General features: G+C 71.9%; 22 protein-coding genes. 9 read left to right on the top strand and 13 right to left on the bottom strand.

Going from position 1 to position 26,141, the window contains the following annotated elements:
- Window positions 1–7 precede the first annotated feature (7 nt).
- Window positions 8–2,299 (top strand): helicase-associated domain-containing protein, encoded by a 2,292-nt coding sequence (locus ABWV20_RS03715; protein WP_353353464.1) that lies wholly within the window; start codon window positions 8–10, stop codon window positions 2,297–2,299.
- Between the two features lie 53 nt (window positions 2,300–2,352).
- On the opposite strand, the gene ABWV20_RS03710 is transcribed toward ABWV20_RS03715, so the two are convergent.
- The gene (locus tag ABWV20_RS03710) at window positions 2,353–3,297 is read right to left on the bottom strand and encodes a hydroxymethylglutaryl-CoA lyase (RefSeq protein WP_353353463.1); all 945 of its coding nucleotides are present in this window, start codon (window positions 3,295–3,297) and stop codon (window positions 2,353–2,355) included.
- 167 nt (window positions 3,298–3,464) lie between these two features.
- Here ABWV20_RS03710 and ABWV20_RS03705 point away from each other — a divergent pair, with 167 nt between their 5' ends.
- The 6 genes from ABWV20_RS03705 (at window position 3,465) to ABWV20_RS03680 (ending at window position 10,990) form a co-directional block, all read left to right on the top strand.
- On the top strand, window positions 3,465–5,117 hold the full coding sequence (locus tag ABWV20_RS03705) for a DNA repair helicase XPB (protein ID WP_353353462.1): 1,653 nt from the start codon (window positions 3,465–3,467) through the stop codon (window positions 5,115–5,117).
- Between the two features lie 105 nt (window positions 5,118–5,222).
- Window positions 5,223–5,945, top strand: a complete 723-nt coding sequence (locus ABWV20_RS03700) for a response regulator transcription factor (protein WP_353353461.1) — start codon at window positions 5,223–5,225, stop codon at window positions 5,943–5,945.
- A gap of 15 nt (window positions 5,946–5,960) precedes the next feature.
- Window positions 5,961–7,355 (top strand): sensor histidine kinase, encoded by a 1,395-nt coding sequence (locus tag ABWV20_RS03695; protein ID WP_353353460.1) that lies wholly within the window; start codon window positions 5,961–5,963, stop codon window positions 7,353–7,355.
- 128 nt (window positions 7,356–7,483) lie between these two features.
- Complete coding sequence (locus ABWV20_RS03690) at window positions 7,484–8,791, top strand: S1C family serine protease (RefSeq protein WP_353353459.1); 1,308 nt, start codon at window positions 7,484–7,486, stop codon at window positions 8,789–8,791.
- A gap of 269 nt (window positions 8,792–9,060) precedes the next feature.
- Window positions 9,061–10,536: an SDR family NAD(P)-dependent oxidoreductase gene (locus tag ABWV20_RS03685; protein WP_353353547.1), complete on the top strand. Its 1,476-nt coding sequence runs from the start codon at window positions 9,061–9,063 to the stop codon at window positions 10,534–10,536.
- Between the two features lie 61 nt (window positions 10,537–10,597).
- Entirely contained in the window at window positions 10,598–10,990 is a 393-nt protein-coding gene (locus ABWV20_RS03680) for a VOC family protein (RefSeq protein ID WP_353353458.1), read from the top strand.
- 37 nt (window positions 10,991–11,027) lie between these two features.
- On the opposite strand, the gene pepN is transcribed toward ABWV20_RS03680, so the two are convergent.
- A complete protein-coding gene (gene pepN / locus ABWV20_RS03675; protein ID WP_353353457.1) occupies window positions 11,028–13,538 on the bottom strand; it encodes an aminopeptidase N in 2,511 nt (836 codons plus the stop codon).
- Between the two features lie 59 nt (window positions 13,539–13,597).
- Window positions 13,598–14,467: a zinc metalloprotease HtpX gene (htpX, locus tag ABWV20_RS03670; RefSeq protein WP_353353456.1), complete on the bottom strand. Its 870-nt coding sequence runs from the start codon at window positions 14,465–14,467 to the stop codon at window positions 13,598–13,600.
- A 225-nt stretch (window positions 14,468–14,692) separates the two neighbouring features.
- On the opposite strand from htpX, the gene ABWV20_RS03665 reads away from it, so the two are divergent.
- The gene (locus ABWV20_RS03665) at window positions 14,693–15,286 is read left to right on the top strand and encodes a hypothetical protein (RefSeq protein ID WP_353353455.1); all 594 of its coding nucleotides are present in this window, start codon (window positions 14,693–14,695) and stop codon (window positions 15,284–15,286) included.
- A gap of 185 nt (window positions 15,287–15,471) precedes the next feature.
- The gene (locus ABWV20_RS03660; RefSeq protein ID WP_353353454.1) at window positions 15,472–16,557 is read left to right on the top strand and encodes an alpha/beta hydrolase; all 1,086 of its coding nucleotides are present in this window, start codon (window positions 15,472–15,474) and stop codon (window positions 16,555–16,557) included.
- Here ABWV20_RS03660 and ABWV20_RS03655 read toward each other — a convergent pair.
- Genes ABWV20_RS03655 through ABWV20_RS03610 form a run of 10 tightly spaced genes read right to left on the bottom strand, consistent with a single transcriptional unit; the run spans window position 16,517 to window position 25,978 of the window.
- Complete coding sequence (locus tag ABWV20_RS03655; protein WP_353353453.1) at window positions 16,517–18,088, bottom strand: NADH-quinone oxidoreductase subunit N; 1,572 nt, start codon at window positions 18,086–18,088, stop codon at window positions 16,517–16,519. The genes ABWV20_RS03660 and ABWV20_RS03655 overlap by 41 nt on opposite strands.
- Window positions 18,085–19,635, bottom strand: coding sequence for a complex I subunit 4 family protein (locus ABWV20_RS03650; RefSeq protein WP_353353452.1), 1,551 nt, complete (start codon window positions 19,633–19,635; stop codon window positions 18,085–18,087). The genes ABWV20_RS03655 and ABWV20_RS03650 overlap by 4 nt, the downstream gene beginning before the upstream one ends.
- Window positions 19,626–21,548 (bottom strand): NADH-quinone oxidoreductase subunit 5 family protein, encoded by a 1,923-nt coding sequence (locus ABWV20_RS03645; RefSeq protein ID WP_353353451.1) that lies wholly within the window; start codon window positions 21,546–21,548, stop codon window positions 19,626–19,628. The genes ABWV20_RS03650 and ABWV20_RS03645 overlap by 10 nt, the downstream gene beginning before the upstream one ends.
- The gene (nuoK, locus tag ABWV20_RS03640) at window positions 21,545–21,961 is read right to left on the bottom strand and encodes an NADH-quinone oxidoreductase subunit NuoK (protein ID WP_353353449.1); all 417 of its coding nucleotides are present in this window, start codon (window positions 21,959–21,961) and stop codon (window positions 21,545–21,547) included. The genes ABWV20_RS03645 and nuoK overlap by 4 nt, the downstream gene beginning before the upstream one ends.
- Window positions 21,958–22,476: an NADH-quinone oxidoreductase subunit J family protein gene (locus tag ABWV20_RS03635; protein ID WP_353353448.1), complete on the bottom strand. Its 519-nt coding sequence runs from the start codon at window positions 22,474–22,476 to the stop codon at window positions 21,958–21,960. The genes nuoK and ABWV20_RS03635 overlap by 4 nt, the downstream gene beginning before the upstream one ends.
- Complete coding sequence (locus ABWV20_RS03630; RefSeq protein WP_353353447.1) at window positions 22,473–23,414, bottom strand: NuoI/complex I 23 kDa subunit family protein; 942 nt, start codon at window positions 23,412–23,414, stop codon at window positions 22,473–22,475. The genes ABWV20_RS03635 and ABWV20_RS03630 overlap by 4 nt, the downstream gene beginning before the upstream one ends.
- Window positions 23,411–24,379, bottom strand: coding sequence for a complex I subunit 1/NuoH family protein (locus ABWV20_RS03625; RefSeq protein ID WP_353353446.1), 969 nt, complete (start codon window positions 24,377–24,379; stop codon window positions 23,411–23,413). Before ABWV20_RS03625 ends, ABWV20_RS03630 begins: the two co-directional genes overlap by 4 nt.
- Complete coding sequence (locus ABWV20_RS03620; RefSeq protein WP_353353445.1) at window positions 24,376–24,936, bottom strand: NADH-quinone oxidoreductase subunit C; 561 nt, start codon at window positions 24,934–24,936, stop codon at window positions 24,376–24,378. The genes ABWV20_RS03625 and ABWV20_RS03620 overlap by 4 nt, the downstream gene beginning before the upstream one ends.
- Window positions 24,933–25,619 carry an NADH-quinone oxidoreductase subunit B gene (locus tag ABWV20_RS03615; RefSeq protein ID WP_502901751.1) on the bottom strand — a complete coding sequence of 229 codons (687 nt, stop codon included), beginning with the start codon at window positions 25,617–25,619 and terminating at the stop codon, window positions 24,933–24,935. Before ABWV20_RS03615 ends, ABWV20_RS03620 begins: the two co-directional genes overlap by 4 nt.
- Window positions 25,619–25,978, bottom strand: a complete 360-nt coding sequence (locus tag ABWV20_RS03610; protein ID WP_353353443.1) for an NADH-quinone oxidoreductase subunit A — start codon at window positions 25,976–25,978, stop codon at window positions 25,619–25,621. Before ABWV20_RS03610 ends, ABWV20_RS03615 begins: the two co-directional genes overlap by 1 nt.
- Window positions 25,979–26,141: the final 163 nt, after the last annotated feature.

Here is a 26,141-nt window from a genome sequence, read left to right as displayed (position 1 = left end):
TGGAGGGGTGGCCATCAACAGTCGGGACCTCCGGGCGGGCAGGAGTCTGGCGGACGACATCCGAGCCCGCGACGACCGTGAGCTCGTCGCGCTGGTGCTCGCACGCCCGGACCTCGCCCGGCCGGTGCCGGCCGACCTGACGAGCCTCGCAGCCCGGGCCTCGACCAAGGCCAGCGTGCAGCGTGCCATCGACGCCCTCGACGAGGGTCACCTCCGGGTCCTCGAGGCGCTGGTCGTCGCGGCGGAGCCAGCCGTGCTCGGTGACCTGCTGCGCCTGCTCGGGGTCGACGAGTCGGAGGAGCCGACCGTCCAGGCACTCGTCGACGACCTGTGGGTCCGGGCGCTCCTCTGGAGAGGGAGCGACGGCACTCACGTCGTGCGCACCGTCCCCGAGGTCCTGGGGCCGTCGGTCGCCGGCCTGGGCGCGGCGTACCGCGACCTCCGGCCGGGGTCGCCGGTCCCGACCGAGGCTCAGGTCCGCACCGCGGTGGACGCCGCGCCCGACGCGGCGCGCACCGTCCTCGACCGCCTGACCTGGGGCCCTGCGGCCGGCGTCCTGCCGACCGGTCCGGCCGGGTCGACGGCGGTGCGCTGGCTCCTCGAGCGCCGGCTGCTCGTCTCCGTCGGTGGCGACCGGGTGGCGTTGCCGCGCGAGATCGGCCTCGTGCTCCGCGGGGGTCGGCTGCACCGCGCCACCCGCCTGCGGGCCCCCGACCTCACCGCGCGGGACGTCGCTGCCCGCGTGGTCGACGCCGTCGCGGGGGGCGCCGCCAGCGACCTGCTGTCCCGGGTCGACGAGCTCTCCGCCGCGTGGGGTGCAGAGCCGCCGCGGGTCCTCCGGGCGGGGGGCCTGTCCGTGCGGGACCTCAGGTCGGCCCAGCAGGTGCTCGACGTCGAGCCCGAGCGCGCTGCCTTCGTCATCGAGGTGTCGTATGCCGCTGGGCTCGTCGGCGACGACGGCGAGATCGTGCCCGTGTGGGCTCCGACACCCGAGCTGGACGAGTGGTCGGCCAGCGAGGCGGGCCGGCGGTGGGCGGTCCTGGCGCGTGCCTGGCTGTCCTCGACCCGCGCCCCCCACCTGGTGGGCCGGCGCATCGGCGACTCGTCGGCGAACGCCCTCGGCCCCGACGTCCAGTGGCCGGCGATCCGCGGGCTGCGACAGGAGGTCCTGGCCGAGCTGGCGTTCTTGGAGCCGGGGATGGCGGCCGACGGCGACGCGATCCGCGAGCGCCTGCACTGGCGCCGTCCGTTGCGGTCGCCGGCCCTGCTCGACGACGCGATCGAGGGAGTGCTGCGCGAAGCGGAGTGGCTCGGCGTCACGGGCCGCGGCGCCATCTCGTCACCGGGCCGCGCGCTTCTCGGCCTGGGGACGGCGGGGCCACTCGACGAGGTGGCCGCCGCGATGTCACCTCACCTGCCCGCGCCGGTCGACCACATCCTCGTCCAGGCCGACCTCACCGCCGTCGCACCGGGGCCGCTGGAGGGCTCCCTGGCGGCGTTCATGCGCCTGGCCTCGGACCTCGAGTCGCGGGGCGGGGCGACGGTCCACCGCTTCACGCCCGACTCCGTGCGCCGGGCGCTCGACGCCGGGTGGACCGCCGCCGACGTGCTGGACACCATCCGCAGGTCGAGCCGAACCCCTGTGCCCCAGCCTCTCGAGTACCTCGTGACGGACGTCGCGCGCAAGCACGGCGTGACCCGGGTAGGGAGCTCAGCGGCATACGTCCGCTCTGACGACGAGGCGGTCCTCGACGCGATGCTCGCGACCCGGGACCTCGCGGCGCTGCGCCTGCGGCGCCTCGCGCCGACCGTGCTCGTGTCGGACGCCGACCCGGCGGTGCTCGTGGAGATGCTGCGCGACGGCGGCTTCGCCCCGGTCGTCGAGGGACGCGACGGAGGCGTCGTGGTGGCGGGGCCGGAGCAGCGACGCGCCCGACCCCGGCGCCGGCCGGCGGCACCGACGACGACGCCGGTGGACGAGACGTTCACCACGGCCCTCGTGGCCGGGCTGCGCGCCGCCGAGGCGAGTGCGGACGAGCGGCGGGCCGACGAGGCGGCCAGACCCGGCCCCTCGATCCCGTCGAGCGACCCGGTGGTCACGCTGGCGCTGCTGCGGGAGGCGATGGCCGACGGTCACGGCGTCTGGATCGGGGTGACCGACCGGCTCGGAGCGACGACCCGCCACCTCATCCACCCGCGGCGCGTGGAGGGCGGACGGGTCTTCGCCACCGACGAGGCCGGCCACGAGAAGACCTGGTCGGTGCACCGGATCACCGGCGCGACCCTCGACACCCCCTGACCATCGAAAGAGCAGTTCGCGCCACGCTGACGTGTCGCGAACTGCTCTTTCGATCAGGCGGGGCCGGCGAGGGCGCGGACCACGTTGGAGGGGCTCGGCCGGCCCAGCTGGGCGGCCATCCAGACACTCGTCTCGACGAGCTGCTCCAGGTCGATGCCGGTCTCGACGCCGGCGCCCGTGAGGGCCCAGACGAGGTCCTCTGTGGCGAGGTTGCCGGTCGCCGACTTGGCGTAGGGGCACCCGCCCAGGCCACCGGTCGAGGCATCGACGACGGACACCCCGTCGCGGAGGGCAGCCATGGTGTTGGCGAGTGCCTGGCCGTAGGTGTCGTGGAAGTGCACGGCGATGCGGTCGGAGCCGATCCCCTTGCGGTCCAAGGCGTCGAGGAGCCGGTGGACGTGGCCGGTCGTGCCCACGCCGATCGTGTCACCGAGGCTGAGCTCGGCACACCCGAGGTCCATCAGGCGCTGGGCCACCTCGACGACCTGGTCGACGGGGACGGGCCCCTCCCACGGGTCGCCGAAGCACATCGAGACGTAGGCCCGCACCCACATGCCGTCGGCCAGGGCCCGCTTCACGACGGGCTCGAACATGGCGTACTGCTCGGTGACGGTGCGGTTGAGGTTCTTGCGGGCGAACGTCTCGGTGGCCGACCCGAAGATGGCGATCGCCTGCAGTCCCAGCTCCTCGGCTCGGTCCAGGCCTCGCTCGTTGGGGACGAGTGCGGGGCGCCGGCGACCCGTCGCGTCGCCGCCGGCCGCGGCCAGCCCGGCGAGGACCTCCTCGGCGTCGCCCATCTGCGGCACCCAGCGGGCGGGGACGAACGAGGTGGTCTCGATGGTCTGCAGGCCGGCCGCCTCGAGGCGCCGGATGAACTCGACCTTCGTCGTGGCCGGCACGACCGTCTTCTCGTTCTGCAGCCCGTCGCGCGGACCGACCTCGTAGATCGTCACCGACCGGGGCAGGCCCGTCGCCGCCTCCACCTGTGGGGTACGCATGCGCCCATACTGTCAGGCGTGCCCCAGCCCCCCGACGTGACCGCCGACACACCGAGCACCCGGCAACACACCCGCAACGGAGGCGGGTGGGTTCGCAGGTGCTCGGTGTGTTGCGGGCTGAGCGTGCGCGGGGAACAGGACCGGCCGGTGCGGGGTTGGACGACACGATGAATGACGGACCGCTGATCGTCCAGAGCGACAAGACCCTCCTGCTCGAGGTCCAGCACCCGCGCGCCGAGGAGGCGCGCCGGGCCATCGCGCCCTTCGCCGAGCTGGAGCGCGCCCCCGAGCACGTCCACACCTACCGCGTCACGCCGCTCGGCCTGTGGAACGCCCGGGCCGCGGGCCACGACGCCGAGCAGGTCGTCGACGCGCTCATCACCTACTCGCGCTACGCCGTCCCGCACGCGCTGCTCGTCGACGTCGCCGACACGATGGACCGGTACGGCCGCCTCACCCTCGAGAAGGAAGGGTTCGCCGACACCCCGGAGGGCACCCGCCTCGTCCTGCGCACGACCGACCGTCCGGTGCTCGAGGAGATCCTGCGCCACAAGAAGATCAGGCCCCTGCTCGGCGAGCGGATCGACGACCTCGCCGTCGTCGTCCACCCCAGCGAGCGCGGCACGCTCAAGCAGGAGCTGCTCAAGGTCGGGTGGCCCGCGGAGGACCTCGCCGGCTACGTCGACGGTGAGGCGCACCCGATCGACCTGCTGCAGGACAGCTGGCACCTTCGGCCCTACCAGAAGCAGGCGGTCGACGGGTTCTGGCACGGCGGCTCGGGCGTCGTGGTGCTGCCCTGCGGGGCCGGCAAGACGCTCGTCGGTGCCGGCGCCATGGCCGCCGCCAAGGCCACGACGCTCATCCTCGTCACCAACACCGTCAGCGCCCGCCAGTGGAAGGACGAGCTCCTCCGGCGCACGACGCTGACCGAGGACGAGATCGGCGAGTACTCCGGTGCCCGCAAGGAGGTCCGGCCCGTCACGATCGCCACCTACCAGGTGCTGACGACCCGCCGGAAGGGCGCCTACACCCACCTGGACCTGCTCGACGCCCGCGACTGGGGCCTCATCGTCTACGACGAGGTGCACCTGCTCCCCGCCCCGATCTTCCGGATGACCGCCGACCTCCAGGCCCGGCGCCGCCTCGGCCTCACCGCGACGCTCGTGCGTGAGGACGGGCGGGAGGCCGACGTGTTCAGCCTGATCGGTCCCAAGCGCTTCGACGCCCCGTGGAAAGACATCGAGGCGCAGGGCTACATCGCCCCCGCCGACTGCGTGGAGGTCCGGGTCACCCTCCCCGACAGCCTCCGGCTCGCCTACGCCACCGCAGAGCCGGAGGACCGCTACCGGCTGGCCAGCTGCGCCGACGCGAAGCTCGCGGTCGTCGACAAGCTCGCCCAGCGGCATACGGCTGAACCGACCCTCATCATCGGCCAGTACCTCGACCAGCTCCACGAGATCGCCGAGCGCCTCGGCGCCGACGTCATCACCGGCGAGACGACCGTCAAGGAGCGCCAGCGGCTCTACGACGCGTTCCGCAACGGGCAGATCACCCGGCTCGTCGTCTCCAAGGTCGCGAACTTCTCCATCGACCTGCCGGAGGCGAGCGTGGCGATCCAGGTCAGCGGCACCTTCGGCAGCCGACAGGAGGAGGCGCAACGCCTCGGACGGGTGCTCCGGCCCAAGGGCGACGGGCGCACGGCCCACTTTTACACGGTCGTCGCCCGCGACACCGTGGACGCCGACTTCGCGGCGCACCGACAGCGCTTCCTTGCCGAGCAGGGCTACTCCTACCGCATCGTCGACGCCGCCGACGTGTGACGGCACGAGGCGGCCGTATGCCGCTGGGCCCGGTCCCAGCGGCCCGGACCTCGCGACCCTCCGAGTTCCCAGCAAACTCCCAGCGGACTCCCCGAAACTGGGGAGGTGCCCTCCTCCTCCGCACCCGTCCCCGAGGCGCGACTGCTCGTCGTCGAGGACGAGCCCAACATCCGTGAGCTGCTCGCCACCTCGCTGCGTTTCGCCGGCTTCGACGTCCGGACCGCCGACAACGGCGAGACCGCCCTGCGACTGGCCGAGGAGTACCAGCCCGACCTCGTCGTCCTCGACGTCATGCTGCCCGACGTCGACGGCTTCGAGGTGACCCGGCGCCTGCGCGAGCGGGGCCGCCAGCAGGCGGTCCTCTTCCTCACCGCCCGTGACGGGCTCGGCGACAAGGTCCACGGCCTCACGGTCGGCGGCGACGACTACGTCACGAAGCCGTTCAGCCTCGAGGAGGTCATCGCCCGCATCCGCGCCGTGCTGCGCCGCACCGGAAGCCCGGTCGACGACTCCGCCACGCTCCGCTTCCACGACCTCGAGCTCAACGAGGACTCGCACGAGGTGCGGCGCGCCGGACGGGTCATCGACCTGTCACCGACGGAGTTCAAGCTGCTCCGCTACCTGCTCCTCAACCCCAACCGCGTCGTGTCCAAGCTCCAGATCCTCGACCACGTGTGGGACTACGACTTCCGCGGCGAGTCCGGCATCGTCGAGTCCTACATCTCCTACCTGCGGCGCAAGGTCGACGCCCAGGGTCCCCCGCTCATCCACACGAAGCGCGGTGTGGGGTACGTTCTGCGCGTCCCACCCGAGTCACCCACGGCCTGACGAGCGGGAGCACGCATGCGAGCCCTCACCCTGCGCTGGCGGCTCCTGGGCGTGGCCCTCGGGCTCATCCTCGTCGCCCTCGCCGCCACCATCGTCATCCTCGGCGTGCTCCTCGACCGCTACCTCATGGGGCAGGCCCGGCAGGAGCTGGAGTTCTACGGCACGAGCGTCGCTCAGCTGCAGCTCAAGGAGTACCGGAAGGCCAGCTCACCGCTGCCGAGCGGTTTCACGCTGCGCCTCATCGTCGAGGGCAGCGACGAGCAGGTCTCTCTCGGGGAGGCGTTCCGCGAGCCGACGAAGCCGGCCATCCCGCTCATCCACGCCGACGACCCGCGGATCGGCCAGACGCTCGTGCTCGACTCGACCGACGGGACGATCGAGTGGCTCGCCCTCGCCATGACCGACACGCAGCGCGAGGCGACCCTGGTCGTGGCCCTGCCGCTGCGCCAGCTGCACGCCACCGTCAACCAGGTGGTCGTCTTCGCCAGCGCCATCGGGATCCTCGTCCTGCTCAGCTGCGCCGCGCTCGGGTGGTTCCTGATCCGGCGCACCTTCCGCCCGCTGACCCGCATCGAGGACACGGCCGCGGCCATCGCCGGTGGCGACCTCACCCGGCGCGTCGACGTCCCCGACACGGACGACGAGGTCGCTTCCCTGGCCCGGTCGCTCAACGCGATGCTGACGCGGATCGAGCAGAGCTTCGCGGCGCGGCAGGCCAACGAGGAGGAGATGCGGCGCTTCATCGCGGACGCCTCGCACGAGCTGCGCACCCCGCTCGCGGCCGTCTCCGGATACGCCGAGCTCTACCGGCACGGGGGCCTGCCGTCGGACGAGGCCGTCGGCGGCGCCATGGCGCGGATCGAGAACGAGAGCCACCGGATGAGAGCGCTCGTCGAGGACCTCCTCACCTTGGCGCGGCTCGACGGCGACCGGCCGCTCGAGCTGCAGACCGTCGACCTCGCCCTGCTCGCCGCGGAGGCCGCCCAGGACGCGCAGGCCATTGCACCGGATCGAGTCGTCACCGTCGGGGGCATCGAGGGCCCCCTCGCCCCAGCCGAGCTGGTCGCCGACGAGCGCCAGCTGCGTCAGGTCGTGACGAACCTCGTCACCAATGCCCGCATCCACACTCCCCCGTCGAGCCCGATCGAGCTCCGCGTGGGCTCCGGAGGTCCGGGCCGGGTCGTCCTCCAGGTGCGCGACCACGGCCCGGGCATCCCGCAAGCGGACCGCGAGCGCGTCTTCGAGCGCTTCTACCGCGCCGACCGCGCGAGGACCCGAGGTGGCGGCGCCGGCAGCGGGCTCGGCCTCGCGATCGTCGGGGCGATCGTCGCTGCCCACCGCGGGACGGTCCGCGTCGACGAGACCCCCGGCGGCGGCGCAACCTTCATCGTCGACCTGCCGACGCACTGACGCCGGCCACACCTGATACGCACGTCTTCCGATCCGGGTACCGGTCACAGGAAGCTCACAGACACGTCATACCCGCATCCCAACCTCGCGGGGTGTCATCGAACCAGCACCCGACCCGAGGAGAAGCCATGACGCTCTCACCGCATGACACACAGCACCTGCCCGAGACGGGCCGGACCCAGGAGATCCCTGCCGCGAGCGTCCCACCGTCCGCCGCCAGCGCCCCGCCGCCCGCCGCGACGACGACCCCTCCGGCGCCCCCGGCCTCGCCCTACCAGCCGATCGGTGACCCGCCTGGCCAGCCGCCGCGACGCGGCCGGGGCCTGGGCCAGACCGCTGCGGTCGCGTTGCTGGCGGCCGTGCTCGCGAGCGGCGGGACCTATGCCCTGACGCAGGCCAACGAGCCGGATGCGGCTGCCCCCGCGGCCGCGACGTCGTCGAGCCAGCAGGGCTCCTCCCCCACCGTGATCCAGGGCGATGCGGCCGCCCCTGACTGGTCAGCCGTCGCCAAGGCGGTCTCCCCCAGCGTGGTGAGCATCGAGCTGGCGAACGGCGCAGGCTCGGGGGTGATCCTGGACAAGGCCGGTCACGTCGTGACGAACAACCACGTCGTCGAGGGAGCGCGGGGCAACGGTGCGATCCAGGTGACCCTGTCGGACGGCCGAACCTATGACGCGTCGGTCGTCGGCACCGACCCCTCCGCCGACCTCGCCGTCATCAAGATCGACGCGGCACCCGACGACCTGACCCCGATCACGCTCGGCGACTCGGACGCGCTGGCCGTCGGCAACCCCGTCATGGCCATCGGCAACCCGCTGGGGCTCTCCGGGACGGTGACCACCGGGATCATCAGTGCGCTCGACCGACCGGTCACCACCGGCACCTCCACCGAGTCGCCCTTCGGCAACCAGGGCTCGTCCGAGCCGGTCGTGACGAACGCGATCCAGACCTCGGCAGCGATCAACCCCGGCAACTCCGGCGGCGCCCTCGTCGACGCGGAGGGCAAGCTGATCGGCATCAACAGCTCCATCGCGCAGCTGGGCGGTGGCCTGGGTGGCCAGAGCGGCAACATCGGCATCGGTTTCGCGATCCCGGTCAACGAGGTCAAGTCGATCGCGGACCAGCTCGTCGCCGACGGCACCGCCGAGCACGCCTTCCTCGGCGTCAGCGCCCGGGACACCGTGACCAAGGACGGGTCGGCCCAGCGGGCCGGGGCAGAGATCGCCGAGCTGACCGCCGGTGCGCCTGCGGAGCAGGCCGGCCTCCGCAAGGGTGACGTCGTGGTCGCCATCGACGGTGAAGCCGTCGACTCGTCCACTGCTCTGGTCGCACAGATCCGCGAGCGGACGGCCGGCGAGAAGGTGACCCTGACCGTCATCCGCGACGGTCAGCGCCAGGACGTGGCGGTCACACTCGCAGCCAGGCCGGCGAGCTGACCTCTGGAGGGCCCCCCTTCCCCCCATGAGGTATGCCGCTGGGCTCCTCCCCGGGTCCAGCGGCCCCGGGTGGGCAGGACGTCGACAGGCGTCCTGCCCCTCGCGGTGGGCCCGACGATTCGGGGAGCACGTGGCCGGGACCGTACTCTGCTCCGGTGACCCAGCCCGCTCCTGCCGCCGACCACGCCGGTCCCGGCGACCCCGGCCACCCCGGCCACCCCGGCCACCCCGGCCACCCTGCAGCGTCCCCGCGCCTCGACCCGTCCGACGTGGCGACGACACTGCGGGTCCTGGCCGCCGTGCCCGCGCTGGACACCGACGACCCGGACTTCGAGACGCTCAAGCGGGCGGCCTCCCTGATGTACAAGCGTCTCAAGAAGGACCGGCGCAACGCCAAGACGTGGGCCGAGCGCAAGGCCGACCGGCAGGTGATCGAGTCGACCGCCACCGGGTCACCGATGCGGATCGACGACGAGACCAAGGGGATCCCCCTGGTCTCCACCGCGTCCGGGGCGTTCGCCGGTGAGCTGGTCAACCCGCGTGGCTGCTACATCTGCAAGAGCGACTACACCCTCGTCGACGCGTTCTACCACTGGCTCTGCCCGCAGTGCGCCGGCCTGAGCCACGCCAAGCGCGACCAGCGCACGGACCTCACCGGTCGCCGCGCGCTGCTCACGGGCGGGCGCGCCAAGATCGGCATGTACATCGCGCTGCGTCTCCTTCGAGACGGGGCGCACACGACCATCACGACCCGTTTCCCCAAGGACGCGATGCGACGCTTCGCCTCGATCGAGGACAGCGCGGACTGGATCGACCGGCTGAAGGTGGTCGGCATCGACCTGCGCGACCCGACCCAGGTCGTCGCGCTCGCCGACGAGGTTGCCGCGGCCGGGCCCCTCGACATCCTCGTCAACAACGCGGCGCAGACGGTGCGCCGCTCTCCGGGCGCCTACAGCCAGCTGGTGGAGGCCGAGTCGGCGCCGCTCCCGGAGGGCATCGCGCTGCCCGAGATGGTCACCTTCGACCGGATCAGCGAGGCGCACCCGGCCGCGATCGCCGGAGCGCTCGAGCACCACGCGATCGCCCACCACGACGGCGGGTCGGCTGCGGACGCGGTGGCTGCCCAGACCGCGGCGTCCCTGACCGCGCTCGCCCTGACCGGCAAGGCGATGACCGCGGGCCACGCCAGCCTGGAGGCGCACCGGGCCGGCACGGCGGTCGACGCCGGCGGGCTGCTCCCCGACCTGCAGCGCATCAACTCGTGGACGCAGAAGGTCGAGGAGGTCGACCCGCTCGAGCTGCTCGAGGTGCAGCTGTGCAACTCGACCGCACCCTTCATCCTCATCAGCCGGCTCCGCCCGGCGATGCGCGCCGCCGTGCGCGCCGGAGCCCGCCGAGCCTATGTCGTCAACGTCTCCGCGATGGAGGGCCAGTTCTCCCGCCGATACAAGGGCCCGGGGCACCCCCACACCAACATGGCCAAGGCGGCGCTCAACATGCTGACGCGGACGAGCGCCGGCGAGATGTTCGAGACCGACCGGATCCTGATGACCGCGGTCGACACGGGCTGGATCACCGACGAGCGTCCGCACGACGAGAAGCTGCGGATCGCTGCCGAGGGCTGGCACGCGCCGCTCGACCTCGTCGACGGGGCGGCGCGGGTCTACGACCCGATCGTGCGCGGCGAGGCCGGGGAGGACCTCTACGGCTGCTTCGTCAAGGACTACGAGCCCAGCCCCTGGTGACCACCCATCCCGCGGTCGCGAAGTCCTGTCCCACAGCGCCGGCCGGGGTTACCGTCGGAGCATGATCACCGCGGTGCACACGCTCATCTACTCAGACGACGCACCCGCCACCCGGGCGTTCCTGCGGGACGTGCTCCAGTGGCCCTACGTCAGCGACGAGGTCCCGGAGGGCGACCCGGAGTGGCTGATCTTCCGGACCGGGCCGAGCGAGGTCGGGGTCCATCCGACCCGAGGCAAGGACGCCGCCTCGCGCGCCGAGCGCCACCACTCCATCTCCCTGATGTGCGACGACCTCGAGTCGACGATGGCCGAGCTCGCCTCACGGGGAGCGGAGTTCGCGACGGAGCCGGTGGACGAGAGCTTTGGCCGCATCGTCTTCATGAGGGTCCCGGGCGCCGACGACATCCTGCTCTACGAGCCGCAGCACGCCGTCGCCTACTCCTTGGAGGGTTGAGCGACTCCGCTCCGGCGGCGCGGGCAGCAGCCGGTCGTCAGGCGCTCGCCCGGAAGTCCGAGGCGAAGGCCGCGCGGGACGCGAGCGCCTCGCGCAGCTCGGCGTCCGCGTCGACGAGCGACCTGCGCACCGCGGGGGTCAGGTCGCGGCGCCGCAGGGCCCGGCTGCTCAGGGCGTCCGTCTGGCTCGTGAAGACCTTGGGGAAGGCGGCGAGGACGACGCGAGAGAGGGCGTCCTCGCCGACCCACGCGGACATCGCAGGGACGTCGGTGAAGAACCGCTCGACGTAGTCGGCGACGAGGGCGTCGTCGGGCGACATCCACAGGCCGCGCGCGAGGTGGATCATCTCGTAGTTGGAACGGCCGTGGCGACCGGTCAGCTGGTCCCAGGCCCAGGCCTTCACGTCGGGACGGGGCAGCGCCGCCCGGCACATGAGCGCGTTGAGGCCGCCCTGGAGGGTGTCGTCCTTCGCGCGGTAGGAGTCGACCGCCGCTGCGTCGATGAGGCCGCGAGCGGCCAGATTGCGCACGACGATCCACCGGAAGTCGCCGTCGTCCTCGAGCCCGTGCGGCAGCCCCGAGCCGTCCGCCCACGAGCGGAGCAGCGCCTCGTCGTCGCTGGTCCCGGCGAGCAGGCGCGCCGCGGCGAGCGAGCGGCTGGTGCCCTCGTCGGCCCGGTCGAGCAGCTGACGGGCGCTCCGGGCCAGCCGGCCCGCCGCGGCCGGCTGCGCAGCACGCGGCACGAAGTGAGGGACGATCCGGTGCTCCGCGTAGAGCGCCATGCGGGCAAGGATGGATGCGTTGGACTCGGAGGTCCAGGTCGCCTCGAAGACGTCGAGGAAGGTCACGGGCGACACCTCCGCGACGTGGACCCCGTCGATGAGGGCCGACCACACGACAGCCCGGGCCTGCGCATCGGGCACCCTGGCCAGCTGGGTGGGAAGCGCGTCGAGCGTGCTCCTGTCGAGCCGGACCCGGGCCCACGTGAGGTCGGCGGAGTTGGGGACCAGGACCGCAGGAACGGCTTTGCCGGCCAGGTCGGGCAGCGGCGTCAGGTCGCCGGTCGCTGTCACGGCGAGCCTGCTGACCTCGGCCCCGTCCGTCCACGCCGCGACGTCCAGCGCGTGGGGACGGTCCGCCAGGTGCGTCGTGGGCCGCACCCGCAGCAGCCGTGCCGCCTCGACGGTCCCGCCGTGGACCGCCACGTCCACGGAGATCGTGTCACGGCCGGCGCTGAGCAGCCACGCATCTGACCAGGGGCCCAGGTCGCGGCCGCTGGCGCGCTCGATCGCGCCGAGGAAGTCGGCGAGCATCCCGTTCGCGTAGGACTTGTCGGTGAGGTAGGCGCGCACCCCGGCCAGGAAGGCGTCGTCACCGACGAACGAGATGAGCTGGCGCAGGACCGCGGCCCCCTTGGCGTAGGAGATCCCGTCGAAGTTCTGCAGGGCGCTCTGGGCGTCCAGGGCCTCGACGCCCGCCACCGGATGCGTGGACGGCGACCGCTCCGCGCCGTATCCCCACACCTTCCGCACGATCGACGAGTCCACCCACGCGTCGGTGTACTCCGTCGCGTCGACGAGGCAGCGGTGCGACATGTACTCGGCGAAGGACTCGTTGAGCCACAGGTCGTCCCACCACTTCATCGTGACGAGGTCGCCGAACCACATGTGCGACATCTCGTGGCTCACCGTGTTGGCGCGGCCGAGCAGCTCGTCGCGGGTCGCCGCCCCGCGGAAGAGGTACTGGTCGCGCAGGGTGACGCACCCGGGGTTCTCCATCGCCCCGGCGTTGAACTCGGGCACGAAGACCTGGTGGTACTCGCCGAAGGGATAGCGGATGCCGAACAGGTCGTGGAAGTAGTCGAAGCACTGCCGCGTCACGGTGAACAGCTCGCCGGAGTGCCGCTCCAGGGGCTCGCGAAGCGAGGCCCGCGCGTGGATCCCGAGGGGGATCCCGTCGTGCTCGTCCCGCACCGAGACGTAGGGCCCGGCACACACCGTGACGAAGTACGTCGCGAGGGGCTTGGTCGTCGCCAGGCGCCACTGGCCGGGCGCCACCTGACGGGCGGCGCCGTTGCCGAGGACGACCCAGTCCTGCGGTGCCCGCACGCCAATGTCGTGGGGCGCCTTGAGGTCCGGCTGGTCGAAGCAGGCGAAGACCGTCGGCGCCGCGTCGAGGAAGAGGTGCCCGTAGACGTAGTCCCGCCGGTCGGCCGGGTCGGTCGCCCGGTGCAGGCCCTGGCCGTCGTGGCTGTAGGCCATCGTCGCCCGCACCACGAGACGGTTGTCCGCGGCGAGCCCACGCAGCGTCAGCCGGCCGTCCCGGATGTCGCCGGGATCGAGCCGCCGGCCGTTGAGGGTGACCTCGTGCACCGATCGCGCCTTGACGTCGACCCAGCTGTCGGCACCCGGCGAGCTGCACGTGAAGGTGATGCTCGAGACCGAGCCGAAGACCCGGTCACCTTGGTCGAGGTCGAGCTCAACGGCATACGACGTCACCGCGATGAGCGCGGCCCGCTCGCGGGCCTCGGCCAGGGTGAGACTACGCATGAGGGCGAGCCTGCCAGATGAACGGGCCCGCCATGGCCACGACTGACCCAGCGTGTGGATCAGTAGCGGCGGGGACCCCCCGCCAGGCTCTCGAGCCGGGCGATCCGCTGCTCCATCGGCGGGTGGGTCGCGAAGAAGCGCGATACGTCCTGCGCCCGGAACGGGTTGGCGATCATCATGTGGCTCGCGTTGACGATCTGCGGCTGGGGTGCCAGCGGCGCCCGCGCCACCCCGGCCTCGAGCTTGCGCAGCGCCGACGCGAGCGCCAGCGGATCCCCGGTCAGGCGGGAGCCGTCCTCGTCCGCGTCGTACTCACGCGTCCGGCTGATGGCCAGCTGGATCATCATCGCGGCCATCGGCGCGAGGAAGGACATCGCCAGCAGGGCCAGCGGATTGGGCCGGTCCTCGTCGGAGCCGCCGAACATGCTCGTGAACATCAGCATCTGACCGATCGAGGTGATGACACCGGCGATCGCGGCAGCCACGGAGCTGGTGAGGATGTCCCGGTTGTAGACGTGCATCAGCTCATGCCCGAGCACCCCGCGCAGCTCACGCTCGTCGAGCAGCCCGAGCAGGCCCTCGGTCGCACACACGGCGGCATTCTGGGGGTTGCGGCCCGTGGCGAACGCGTTCGGCGCCTGCGTCGGGGACACGTACAGCCGCGGCATCGGCTTGCCCGCCGCGGTCGACAGCTCGCGGACGATCCGGTACATGACCGGTGCCTGCGCCTCTGAGACGGGGTAGGCGTGCATGGCGCGGATCGCGAGCTTGTCGGAGTTCCAGTAGCCGTAGGCGGTCGTGGCGACACCGATGAGGGCGAACAGCCAGATGTAGCGGCCGTTTCCGATGAGGGCGCCGATCCCGAGCAGGAGGGCCCAGATGGCGCCGAAGAGGGCGGCCGTCTTGAGTCCGTTGAAGTGCCTGTGCATGTCGGTGGAACGAGCGGTCCGCGGCGGGTGTTCCGCAGTGCGGGCTCGGGCTCGTGGCGGTGAGGCGCTGAGCTGGTGAGGCGGTGAGCTGGTGAGGCGGTGGTCACAGTCGCCCTCGTGGATTTCTCAACTACTACATGTAGTAGTAGTGTTCATCTCGCCAGGGGAAACCAGGGAACAGGGAACCAGGGAATGGGAGTCCCTCCCACTACAAGGAGTAACGCGATGCGCAAGACGCTTGACCAGCTCATCTCTTGGACCGGCCTCATCCTGGCCGTCGTCCTCCTCGTCGCAGGTGGCCTGCTCACCTACGCCAGCAACTTCGTCAACCAGAACGTCGAGGAGCAGCTCAGCCAGCAGCGCATCACGATGCCGGCCGCGGAGCGTCTCGAGACGCAGGAGCAGAAGGACGCCCTCCTCCAGTACGCCGGTCAGGACATGACCACCGGCGCGCAGGCCAAGGCCTTCGCCGACCACTACATCCTCGTCCACATGAACACGAGCTCCGAGAACCGCACCTACGAGGAGGTCTCCGGCGAGTTCATGAAGCTGGCCAAGGACCCCAGCGCCAACCCCGAGGAGGTCAAGGCTCTCGGTGACCTGCGCCAGACGCTCTTCATGGGCAACACCCTGCGCGGCCTGCTCCTCAACGCCTACGCCTTCGGCACCATGGGCACCATCGCCGGCATCGCGGGCATCGGCGCCTTCGTCGCCGCCGCGGTCCTCGCGCTCCTCGCCCTCTTCGGCTTCCGCCACGCCAAGAAGGTCAACGACGCCCTTCCCGCCGCCGCACACCGCGACGCCCCGGTCCGCGTCTGACGCACTCCCGCGGCGCGAAGACCACCGACGCCGCGGACCCACCCTTCGGCCACGACCGAACAGCAGCCAGCCCCGCTGTCGCCACCAGCGGGGCTGGCTGCTGTCCACGGGCCATCGAGGGCCATCGAGGGCCATCGAGGGCCATCGAGGGCCATCGAGGGCCGCCGCGGGATACCGTGGGCCGCATGCTGCCATGGTCCTCGGAACTGGCCGGACGCCTCGACGAGCACTCCCTGGAGAGCGCCGTCCTGCGGGACAACCCGCTCGGTGACCCCCATGTCCGGCCCCTCTGGGTCTATGTCCCACCCGGGTACGACTCCGAGCCCGAGCGGCGCTACGCGAGCGTCTACGTCATCCAGGGCTACACCGGTGCGATCACCATGTGGCGCAACCGGACGCCGTTCCGCCAGCCCTTCGTCGAGACGGCCGATGCCGTGTTCGCCGCCGGCGAGGCACCACCCACCATCGTCGTCTACGTCGACGCGTGGACGGCCTACGGCGGCAGCCAGTACGTCGACTCGCCGGGCACCGGCAACTACCATTCCTACCTCTGCGACGAGGTGGTGCCCTTCGTCGACCGGCACTACCGGACGCTGGCAGCGCCGCAGCACCGGGCGATCAGCGGCAAGTCGAGCGGTGGCTTCGGTGCGATGATCACCCCGATGCTGCGACCGGACCTGTTCGGCGCGCTGGCGACTCACGCCGGTGATGCGCTCTACGAGTACTGCTACATCCCGGACTTCGCCAAGGCCGTGAGGTTCCTGCGCGAGTATGACGGCGACATCACGGCCTGGTGGGACGACTTCCGTGGACGCACCGCGTTCACGAAGGAGGCCGACAGCTCACTGCTCATGCTCCTCGGGGTCGCCGCCTGCTTCTCCGCCGAGCCGGACGGGACCCCGCGTCTCCCGTTCGAGGCGAGGAGTGGTCGCCTCGTGCCCCACGTCTGGCAGCGGTGGCTCGACTGGGACCCCGTGCGGATGGCAGAGCGCCACGCCGACGCGGTCAGATCATGGCGCGCGGTGTGGATCGACGCCGGCACGCGGGACGAGTGGTTCCTCGACCTCGGCGCCCAGGCCTTCGACGCAGAGCTGCGGCGCATCGGCCTGCCCGACGAGCGGATCCACTTCGAGACCTTCGACGCCGGCCACGGCGCGATCGACTACCGCTATCCGCTCGCGCTGGCCTGGCTCGCCCGGCGCATCGCTCCCGGCGCCGACCGCGACGAGGTCAGCCCAGGAGACGCAGCACCACGTCCGGCTGGACGCTGACCACGACGAGCAACGCCGAGCTGAGCACCAGGCCGGCGATGATGACGCGCCGACTTCCGGGGCCACGCGTCGTGGGCTGCACCGTCTCGGCGGCCTCCGTCGTCGTGATCACGGGCTTGAGCCACCGCAGGTAGACGGCGACGCCGAGCACCGCGTTGGCGGCAGCGATGACGGCCAACCAGATCCATCCCTCGACGACCACCGGACGAAGGGCGACGACCTTGCCCACGAGTCCGATGATGCCCGGGGGCAGACCCGCCAGGGAGGTCAGCGCGAGCGCGAGAGCCCCGGCGCGCCACGGGCTGCGGTGCCACAGACCCTCGTACGCCTCGAGCGTGCGGCCAGAGCCCGGCCGCTCGCGGAGCATCAGAGCGACCACCGCGAAGGCCACTGTGGTCGCCAGGACGTACGTGAGCAGGTACGTCGCGGCCGCGCGGTTGCCGAGCGAGGAGACGCTGACGAGCGGCATCACCACCCAACCGGCCTGGGCAACCGTCGACCACGCGAGCAGCCGGACGACGTCGTTCTGACGCAGCGCCATGAGATTGCCCACGGTCATGCTCAGTGCCGCGAGCAGGGCGACGGCGGCGAGACCCGACGCACCCATCACCGTGATGGCGCGCAGGACCACGAGCAGCGCCGCGAGGGCCGCGATCTTGGAGACCGTGGCGAGGAAGGTCGCCACCGGCACCGTGGCGCCTGAGTAGGCCGTCGGGGTCCACGCGTGGAACGGCACGAGCGAGAGCTTGAAGCCCAGCCCAGCGATCATCAGCACGACGGCGAGGGCGAGCATCGCCGTTGACGCGTCGGGCCAGGCCACCAGGGCGGAGCCGGGCGCCTCGGTCTGGTATCCCTCCCCGACGAGAACGGCGTTGCCGTCGAGCATCGGGCTTCCCGTCGCGACGAGCCAGAGCGCCGCCCCGAGGACGAGCAGCGCGAAGGACACGAGCGAGGTGACGAGCAGCTGCACCGCGCCGGCGACGGCGCCGCGGCGTCCCGAGAGGGCGACGAGCCCGATCACCGGGAGGGTGGCGAGCTCCAGGGCGATGAGCCAGGTCCCGATGTCACGGCTCGCAGCGACGACCATGGTGCCCGCGAAGGCCGTGAGGAGCAGGATGGCCATGATCGGCTCACGGGTCCCCTCGGTGACCGAGCGGGCCCTGGTCCGCGGCCAGGCGAGGAGCACGACGACGAGCGTGGCCACCCCGGCGGCCAGCTGCAGGGAGCTGGTCAGCGAGTCCGCCTGCCAGAAGCAGGTCTGCGGCAGGCCCTCCCCCCCGGGACGCGGCGTCCCGGCAGGCGCGGTGCCGGCTCCCGGTCCGACACAGAGCGTCGCCCAGGCGTCGCCGCGCACCTGGCCCAGACCGGGCAGGGTGGCGACCGAGGCGCCGATCGCCGACAGGCCGGCGACGGCGAACGGGAGCTGCCGAAGGCTCGGGTTGACCAGGTCGACGACGAGGATCACCACGACGCCGACGATGGGGATCAGCGCAGGCAGCAGGACCAGGTAGTCGATCTCGAGGCCGTTCATCGGGTCACTCCCGTCAGCAGGGCGGCCGCGTCCATCTCGGAGATGGTCAGCAGCAGGTGGGGCATGACGCCCAGCGACACCATGACGACGATGAGGGCGAGGATGACGCCCCAGCGGATGCCACGCTCGTCCACCACCACCTCACCAAGGCCGTCGGCCGGCGTGGACCCGGCGGTGACCGAGGCCGCCGCGGCTGCGGCGGTCGCCCCGTCGGCCGCAGCTCCTTCGCCGGCCCAGAGGATGCGAGCAACACGCAGGGCGTAGGCCGCCGCGAGTGCCAGCCCGACGGCTCCGACGACGACCGTCCCTCGCAGCATGCCGACGTTGACGCCCTCCGCGGGTGACCAGGCGGCATAGAGCGAGAGGAACTCGCCCCAGAAGCTGATCAGGCCGGGGAGCCCGAGCGCTGCCGCCAGGCCGAAGACGAACGCGACACCGAAGCGCGGTGCGCGGTCGCGCAGTGCCACGCGGGGCGTCGACAGGTCCGCCGAGCCCCACTGCTCCTTCAGGTCACCGACGAGGAAGAAGAGCAGGGCCGAGACGATGCCGTGGGCGATGTTCGCGAAGAGCGCCGCCTGGAGCCCCGTGTGGTTGCCGGCGGCCAGGGCGATGCCGATGAAGCCCATGTGGGCGACGGAGCTGTAGGCGATGAGCCGCTTGAGGTCGCGCTCGACGAGGCAGGCCAGGCCTCCCCAGATCGTGGAGACCGCGCCGAGCGCCGCGAGGATCGGGCTCAGCGCGACGACGCCCTCCGGGACTGCGGCGACGGCCAGCCGGACGATGCCGTAGGTGCCCATCTTGAGGAGCACCGCCGCAAGGAGGACCGAGCCCGCCGTCGGGGCGATGGTGTGGGCCGAGGGCAGCCAGGTGTGCAGGGGCCACAGCGGAACCTTCACTGCCAGGCCCGTCAGGAGGATCGCCGCGATGGCGACCTCCAGACTGTGCGCCAGGCCGGCACCATGCATCCGGGCCAGCGCCTCGAGGTCGGACGTGCCCTGGTGCGACACGAGCAGCAGGATGCCGATGAGCATGAGGGTCGAGCCGAACACCGTGAAGAGGACGAACCGTCCTGCCGCGTCGGCCCGCGTCTCGTCCGGGACGTGGTCGTCGCCGAACCGGCGGATCAGCAGCCACATCGGCACGAGGACGACCTCGAAGGCGATGAAGAAGAGGATGGCGTCGCGCGCGAGGAAGGTGGCGATCGCCCCCGTCTCGACGAGCAGGATGGCGCCGAGGTAGGTCGAGCGCGATCCTCCGGAGGGCGTGGGCCCGGCGAGGGCGTGGAGCAGGACTCCGACCACGAGGAAGGCGGTCAGCAGGACGAGGGCCGCGGAGATCCCGTCGACCGCGAAGTGCCACCGGATGCCGAGGCTGCGGATCCACGGCACGTCGATGCTGTGGCTTCCCCACACGACGACCACTGCCAGGACGGCGGTGACCGCGGCGGTCCCCAGGGCGATGAGGCGGTCGACCGACGCCGCCGCAGGCATGGCGAACAGCACGATCGCTCCGACGAGCGGGAGGAGCAGGAGCAGGGTCAGAGCCACGTCACCACCCCCAGGCCGACGACGAGACCGGCGCCGACGACGAGGCCGACGAGGGCGAGGGAGGGGATCGCCCGATGGGCTCGTTCGCCGAACCGCCCGAGGCCCCGCGCCGTCACAGCGGTCGCGCGGGGGTAGGCGTCGACCACGTCACGGTCGAGCATCACCACGACGCGCGCCAGGCCCACGACCCCGGAGCCGAACCGGGCGTAGGCAGCGTCGGCGCCGAAACCGCGCTCGGCGCCGGCCCGGACCGACACGGGAAGGCGCTCGGCCGCGTCGACGCGGCCGTGGCGGCTGGCGACCCAGACAGCGAGGGCAGCGCCCGCGATGAGGAGGACGGACAGGACGGCCGTCGCGATGCCGACGTGGATCGCTCCCCGCAGTCCGGTCAGGAAGAGGGTGCCGACGACGGTGAGCACCGCAAGGGCCACGACGGACACCGCCGCCGAGAGCGTGATCGGGGCATGGTGCCCGTGGCCCGCTGCCTGCCCTGCCGCCACCTCGTGTCCCGCAGTCGGAGCGGGTGGGGACTCGCCGGCCGAGACCGGGACGGGGGCTGCCGACGCCTCCCGACGCGCCGTGTCCTCGAGCGGGCCGTCGACATGATCGAGCAGCAGCCAGGCACGCGTGCAGTAGGCAGCAGTCAGGACGACGGTGACCAGGAGGGCCACGAGGACGATCCAGGCGCCCAGCCCGACCCCCTCCGCCACGCCCTCGAAGGCGGTGTCGATGACGGTCTCCTTCGTGAAGAAGCCGATGAGGGGCGGGACGCCCGCGAGGGCGGCGAAGCCGAGCGCCATCGACCACCGGAGCGCACCCCTGGTGCGCAGCCGGCCACGCATCCTCACCAGCGCCGTCCCACCGACGAGGACCGCCAGCCAGCCGACACCGAGGAAGAGGAGTGCCTTGAAGAAGGCGTGACCGATGAGATGGGAGATCGCCGGCGCCGCTCCTGACTCGGCGGGAGCCGCAGCGAGCGCTCCGAGCATGATCGCGATCTGGCTCAGCGTCGAGTAGGCCAGCAACCGCTTGACGTCGCTCTGTGCGAAAGCGAGCACAGCGGCATACACCATCGTCACGGCGGCAAGGACGGCGAGGAGCAGGCGGGCGGCGTCGTCGACGGCGTAGAGCGAGAAGAAGCGCGTGACGACGTAGGAGCCCGCGGCGACCATCGTGGCTGCGTGGATGAGGGCGGACGCCGGCGTGGGGCCCTCCATCGCGTCGGGAAGCCAGTCGTGGAAGGGGAAGAGACCCGACTTGCCGGCGACTCCGATGAGCACACCGACGAGACCGACCGTGAGGAGCCCGTCGCCCTCGGTGGCCGTCAGGACGTCGAGCAGGTCGGTGCTGCCCGCACGGACCGCGAGGGCCACCAGGCCGACCACCATGCCGATGTCGGCGACCCGGGTCACGATGAAGGCCTTGTAGGCCGCGCGGCGCGCGGCGTAGCGATCGGTGTCGTGGCCGATGAGCAACCACGAGCACCAGCCCATGATCTCCCAGCCGACGAGGGTCAGGGCCAGGTCGGCCGACTGGACGACGAGAAGCATCCCGGCGGCGAAGAGCGACACCGTCGCCGAGAACTGGCCATAACGCCGGTCCTCGCGCAGGTACCAGACCGTGAAGACCTGGATCGCGAGGACGACCAGGGCGACGACGAAGCTGACGAGACCGGAGAGCCGGTCGGAGAGCAGGTGGAGCGGCACGCTCAGGTCCCGCAGGGGCAGGCCGCCGAGCGAGTCGATGTCGGCCGTCCGGAGGGGTGCCAGCCACTGGGCCAGACCGAGGGCGGTGACGAGGGCAGCGGAGCCGACGGCGACGCCGGCAGCCACGGCCCGCTGACGCCGGGCGAGCAGGCCGGCCAGGCCGGCGAGGGCAGGAAGCAGGACGATGAGCCGCACGACCCAGGTCATGAGATCTCCTCCGCAACGGGGCGGCCCGGCTGGCGTGCCGGTGTCTCTCCCGGTGTCTCTGGCACCGACCCTGCGGCGGCGACGCCGAGCGACTCGTCGCGCTCCGGGTCGTCGGTCAGGTCGGGCGTGGCCGTGAGGTCGATGTGGCCGAAGCGGCGGAACATCACCAGCACGATGGCCAGCGCCACCACCACCTCGGCAGCGGCGATCGTGATCACGAACAGCGCCAGGACCGGCCCGGCGGCGAAGGGGGCGCCCGAGCGGGCACCCGCCGTCACGAAGAGGAGGTTGGCGGCGTTGAGGATGAGCTCGACGCCGATGAGCATCAGCACGGCGTTGCGCCGGGCCAGCACGCCGTAGACCCCGATCCCGGCGAGGAGCGCGGCCAGCGCGGCCGGGTAGACCAGGCTCACGACGCCTCCCCCTCGTGGTGGAGCACGATGCGGGACACCGCGAAGGCCGTGACGAGGGCGACGAGCAGGAGCACCGACAACAGCTCGAACGGCCACACCCACGTGCCGAAGATCGCCTCGCCGATCGCGGGGGTGCCCGGCGCGTCATCGGCCAACCGGGTCGACGCGAACATCGGCAGGAGCACCGACGCGAGGAGCGCCGCGGTCGCCCCGCCGAGGACGCTGGCGAGGGCCCGCTCCCACCGCGGCGTGTCGATCTCGGGGTGCGGGCCGATCGGGGCCCGCGTCAGCATCAGCGCGAAGAGGACGAGCACGACGATGGCGCCGACGTAGACGAGCAGCTGCACGATCCCGACGAGCTCCTGGCCCAGCACGACGTAGGCGCCGGCGAGCGCGCCGAGCGCGACGAGCAGCCACAGGGCCGCGTGGACCACCTGCCGGGTCGTCACGGCCAGCATGGCGGACAGGGCGGTGATGGCGCCGACGACGACGAAGGCGATCTCACGGGAGGTCATGCCCCACCGTCCTCGTCAGGTCGCGTCGGTGCGGGTTGGCGTGTCGGGGATGGGGGTGTTGGGGGTGGGGGTGTCGGAGGAGGTGGTGGGGCCGCCGTCGGGAGCTCAGCCGTGGGAGCCGGTGCCTCGGTCGGGATCGCCTGGGTCACGTCGTCCGAGCCCCCGGCCTCGGGGACGGCGCGGCGGGGCCGCGCCGCGGCGGGACTGCCGTCCCCGGGGGCGACGCGCGCCGGGCGCACCCGTGCGGGCGTCGCCGCTGCTGCCTCGCCCGCTGCGGGACGGGCCGGGCGTGGCGGCTTGGAGGCGGCCACGAGCTCGGCCGGGTCGGCGCTGGCCGGGTCCAGGGCCGCGGGCGGGGGGACCGTGGCCATCCAGGCTCCGAGCCGGTCCTTCTCGTGGATGAGCTCGCGGATGTCGAGCTCGGCGTACTCGAACTCCGGGCTCCACCACAGCGCGTCGAACGGGCACACCTCGACGCAGATGCCGCAGTACATGCACAGCGAGAAGTCGATCGCGAACCGGTCGAGCACGTTGCGCTGGCGGGCCCGTCCACCCGGCGTCGTCGGCGGGAGCTCCTCCTTGTGGGAGTCGATGTAGATGCACCAGTCCGGGCACTCACGGGCGCAGAGCATGCACGACGTGCAGTTCTCCTCGGTGAGCGCGATGACGCCGCGGGTGCGTGGCGGCAGCTTGGGCATGACGTCGGGATACTCCGCCGTGTGCGTGTGGCGGGTCAGCGTGCGCGCGGTCGTCGCGAGGCCCTTGACCAAGCCGGGCAGTATGCCGCTGGGCCTGGTCTCCGCGCCCGGCTCAGGCTGCGTCCTGCGGGACCGCGACGCCTTGGCAGCGGCCCGGTCGGCGCCGGCCGGCTCGGGGCTCGCCGGGTCGAGCCGGTCCGGCTCGAAGCCGGTCTCGTCGGTGCGTGCTGGTTCGGTCATCGCATCATCACCACACCCACAGCCGTGATCGCGAGCTGGAACAGCGCGATCGGGACGAGCCAGACCCAGGCGAGGCGCTGGAGCTGGTCCTCACGCAGCCGCGGCCACGACACCCGCAGCCAGATGATCACCACGGCGATGGCGTACGCCTTCAGCACGGTCCAGAGCCAACCGAGCCAGTCCTCGAAGGGGCCGGACCACCCGCCCAGCCAGAGCACCGAGAACATGAGGGAGAACAGGACGATGCCGGCGTACTCCGCGAGCAGGAAGAAGGCGAACCGCAGCCCGGTGTACTCGGTGAAGATGCCGAAGACGAGCTCCGAGTCGGCGATCGGCATGTCGAACGGGGGCCGCTGCAGCTCGGCGAGAGCGGCGACGAGGAAGACGAAGGCACCGGGTGCCTGCCAGAGCAGCCACCACGGCGTCCACGCCTCGGCGATGCCGGTGAGCGAGAGGGTGCCGGCCGCCAGCGCCACCGAGGCCACGGCGAGGACCAGCGGCAGCTCGTAGCTGACCAGCTGGGCCGCCGCACGCATCGCGCCGAGCATGGAGTACTTGCTCGCCGACGCCCAGCCTCCCATCAGGGTGCCGATGATGCCGACGCCCGTGGCCGCGAGAACGAGAAGCGCACTGCCCGGGACCTCGGCCCCGACGATGCTCGGCGACAACGGGATCACGGCCATCGCCACGAGATAGGGGATGAGGGCGACGAAGGGGGCGAGCCGGAACACGCCGCGGTCGGCACGGGCCGGGGTGATGTCCTCCTTCTGGATGAACTTCACCGCGTCGGCGACGAGCTGGGCCCAGCCGTGGAAGCCGCCGGCATACATCGGTCCGAGCCGGCCCTGCATGTGCGCCATGACCTTGTGCTCGGTCTGGCCGACCAACAGCGGCAGGACCAGGAACGCGGCGAGCACCGAGACGGCCCGCAGGACGACCTCGAGAACGGTCCAGCCCGCATTCATCGTGGCCCCCACTCCGGCCCGGGCACGCCGGGCGCCTGGACTCGGCGGCGGCTCGGCGCCCCTCCGCCATGGCCTTCGCCCGGCTCCTTCGCACCCGGCCACGGCTTCGACGCGCGCGCGGTCAGGACGAACGACTTGCGCAGGGGGAAGCCCTCGAAACCGTCAGGCAGGAGCAGCAGCCGCAGCCCCTCGTCCGTGTGGTCGACGAAGCCGTCGAACTCGATCCCGAACATCTCGAAGGTCTCGCGCTCGTGCCACGCTGCACCGGGGAACACTCCCGTGATCGAGGGGACGGGCAGCCCCTCCGGCGCACGCGTGCGCAGCAGGACCGACTCGAGCGAGCCGGGGGTGCCGACCCGAATCAGGTGGCAGACGACGTCGAAACCAGCGACCGCGACCTCCCCGCCCTCGTCACCCGCCTCCTGCGGCTCGGCGGTGGCGTCGGTCTGGTCGACGGCCGTGAGCCAGTCGAAGTACGAGTAGCCCTCGTCCCGCAGGGCGAGCACGGTCGAGGACCACTCACCGAAGGGGACGTCGCGGACGGCGGTGACCTTCACGACACCTCACCGGTCCGCTCGCCGGTGCCGGGCTGGCGCGGCTCCCCAGGCTCCCCAGGCTCCTCCGGCTCCTGCGGTGACGTCTGCGCGGGCTTGGCGACCATCGGGCGGCTGAGGTCCCCCGCCGTCGCGAGGCGAGCGCCGGCGTAGCGCCCGCGCACCTTGGCGGCGGACAGACGCTCCTCGGCGATCTGCTCCTGGAGCCGGATGATTCCGTGGAGCAGGGCCTCGGGCCGCGGCGGACAGCCGGGAACGTAGACGTCGACGGGGATCACCGTGTCGACGCCCTTCGTCACGGAGTAGGAGTCCCAGTACGGGCCACCCGAGTTGGCGCAGGCACCGAAGGAGATCACGTACTTCGGCTCCGGCATCTGGTCGTAGAGCCTGCGGATCGCTGGCGCCATCTTGTCGGTCACCGTGCCGGACACGATCATCAGGTCGGCCTGCCGCGGCCCCGGTGCGAAGGGGATCACCCCGAGCCGCATGAAGTCGTGGCGCGCCATGGATGTCGCAATGAACTCGATTGCGCAGCAGGCGAGCCCGAAGTTGAAGACCCAGAGCGAGTAGCGGCGACCCCAGTTGAGCAGCACCTTGATGGGCTTGGGGGCGTGCTCGCCCAGGACTCCGACCCGACCGTCCATGGGCCGGATCATCGGCATCGGCAGCCCGACCGGCTCGGACATCACACCCACCTCAGGAGGCCGCGTCGGGCCGCGTGCGCCAGGCCGAGGACGATGACCCCGATGAAGATCGTCATCTCGACCAGGCTGGCGACGCCGAGGTCGGGCGACCGGAGCACATGGGCCCAGGGAAACAGGTAGATCGCGTCCACCGCGAAGACGACGTAGAGGAACGAGAAGACGAAGTAGCGCACCTTCGTCTGGGCCCAGCCCTCGCCGACCGGGTTGACGCCGGACTCGTAGGTCACGAGCTTGCCCAGGTGCGGCGCGTGGGGAGCAAAGAGGCGTCGCGCGATCATCGCCACCGTCACGAGGAGAAGTCCAGCACCGAGGACAGCAGCGACGACCACATAACCGGACATGGCCGTCAGCCTAGCGACGCGCGAACCGCAGTAAAGGGGGGGCGGCCCGGGCGCGTCGTGGTGTCGGCTAGATCACGTTCCCGGGTGGGGTGTGCGCGGCGCCGGCGACGGTCACGCGCCGTGTGCGCTGCGAGCGTCGCGCCGTGATGACCGGGGCCGATGA

Origin of the sequence: Intrasporangium sp. DVR, assembly GCF_040365325.1 — a bacterium.
GTDB lineage: Bacteria > Actinomycetota > Actinomycetes > Actinomycetales > Dermatophilaceae > Intrasporangium.
The sequence above is the reverse complement of the archived record's forward strand: the minus strand, read 5'-3'. Positions and strand labels throughout refer to the sequence as shown.

Excerpts from the sequence above, each read along its gene's own strand:
- ABWV20_RS03710 (WP_353353463.1), bottom strand. The coding sequence starts at position 3,297 with ATGCGTACCCCACAGGTGGAGGCGGCGACGGGCCTGCCCCGGTCGGTG.
- ABWV20_RS03705 (WP_353353462.1), top strand. The coding sequence starts at position 3,465 with ATGAATGACGGACCGCTGATCGTCCAGAGCGACAAGACCCTCCTGCTC.
- ABWV20_RS03695 (WP_353353460.1), top strand. The coding sequence starts at position 5,961 with ATGCGAGCCCTCACCCTGCGCTGGCGGCTCCTGGGCGTGGCCCTCGGG.
- ABWV20_RS03690 (WP_353353459.1), top strand. The coding sequence starts at position 7,484 with ATGACGCTCTCACCGCATGACACACAGCACCTGCCCGAGACGGGCCGG.
- ABWV20_RS03680 (WP_353353458.1), top strand. The coding sequence starts at position 10,598 with ATGATCACCGCGGTGCACACGCTCATCTACTCAGACGACGCACCCGCC.
- pepN (WP_353353457.1), bottom strand. The coding sequence starts at position 13,538 with ATGCGTAGTCTCACCCTGGCCGAGGCCCGCGAGCGGGCCGCGCTCATC.
- htpX (WP_353353456.1), bottom strand. The coding sequence starts at position 14,467 with ATGCACAGGCACTTCAACGGACTCAAGACGGCCGCCCTCTTCGGCGCC.
- ABWV20_RS03665 (WP_353353455.1), top strand. The coding sequence starts at position 14,693 with ATGCGCAAGACGCTTGACCAGCTCATCTCTTGGACCGGCCTCATCCTG.
- ABWV20_RS03660 (WP_353353454.1), top strand. The coding sequence starts at position 15,472 with ATGCTGCCATGGTCCTCGGAACTGGCCGGACGCCTCGACGAGCACTCC.
- ABWV20_RS03655 (WP_353353453.1), bottom strand. The coding sequence starts at position 18,088 with ATGAACGGCCTCGAGATCGACTACCTGGTCCTGCTGCCTGCGCTGATC.
- ABWV20_RS03645 (WP_353353451.1), bottom strand. The coding sequence starts at position 21,548 with ATGACCTGGGTCGTGCGGCTCATCGTCCTGCTTCCTGCCCTCGCCGGC.
- ABWV20_RS03635 (WP_353353448.1), bottom strand. The coding sequence starts at position 22,476 with ATGACCTCCCGTGAGATCGCCTTCGTCGTCGTCGGCGCCATCACCGCC.
- ABWV20_RS03630 (WP_353353447.1), bottom strand. The coding sequence starts at position 23,414 with ATGACCGAACCAGCACGCACCGACGAGACCGGCTTCGAGCCGGACCGG.
- ABWV20_RS03625 (WP_353353446.1), bottom strand. The coding sequence starts at position 24,379 with ATGAATGCGGGCTGGACCGTTCTCGAGGTCGTCCTGCGGGCCGTCTCG.
- ABWV20_RS03615 (WP_502901751.1), bottom strand. The coding sequence starts at position 25,619 with ATGTCCGAGCCGGTCGGGCTGCCGATGCCGATGATCCGGCCCATGGAC.
- ABWV20_RS03610 (WP_353353443.1), bottom strand. The coding sequence starts at position 25,978 with ATGTCCGGTTATGTGGTCGTCGCTGCTGTCCTCGGTGCTGGACTTCTC.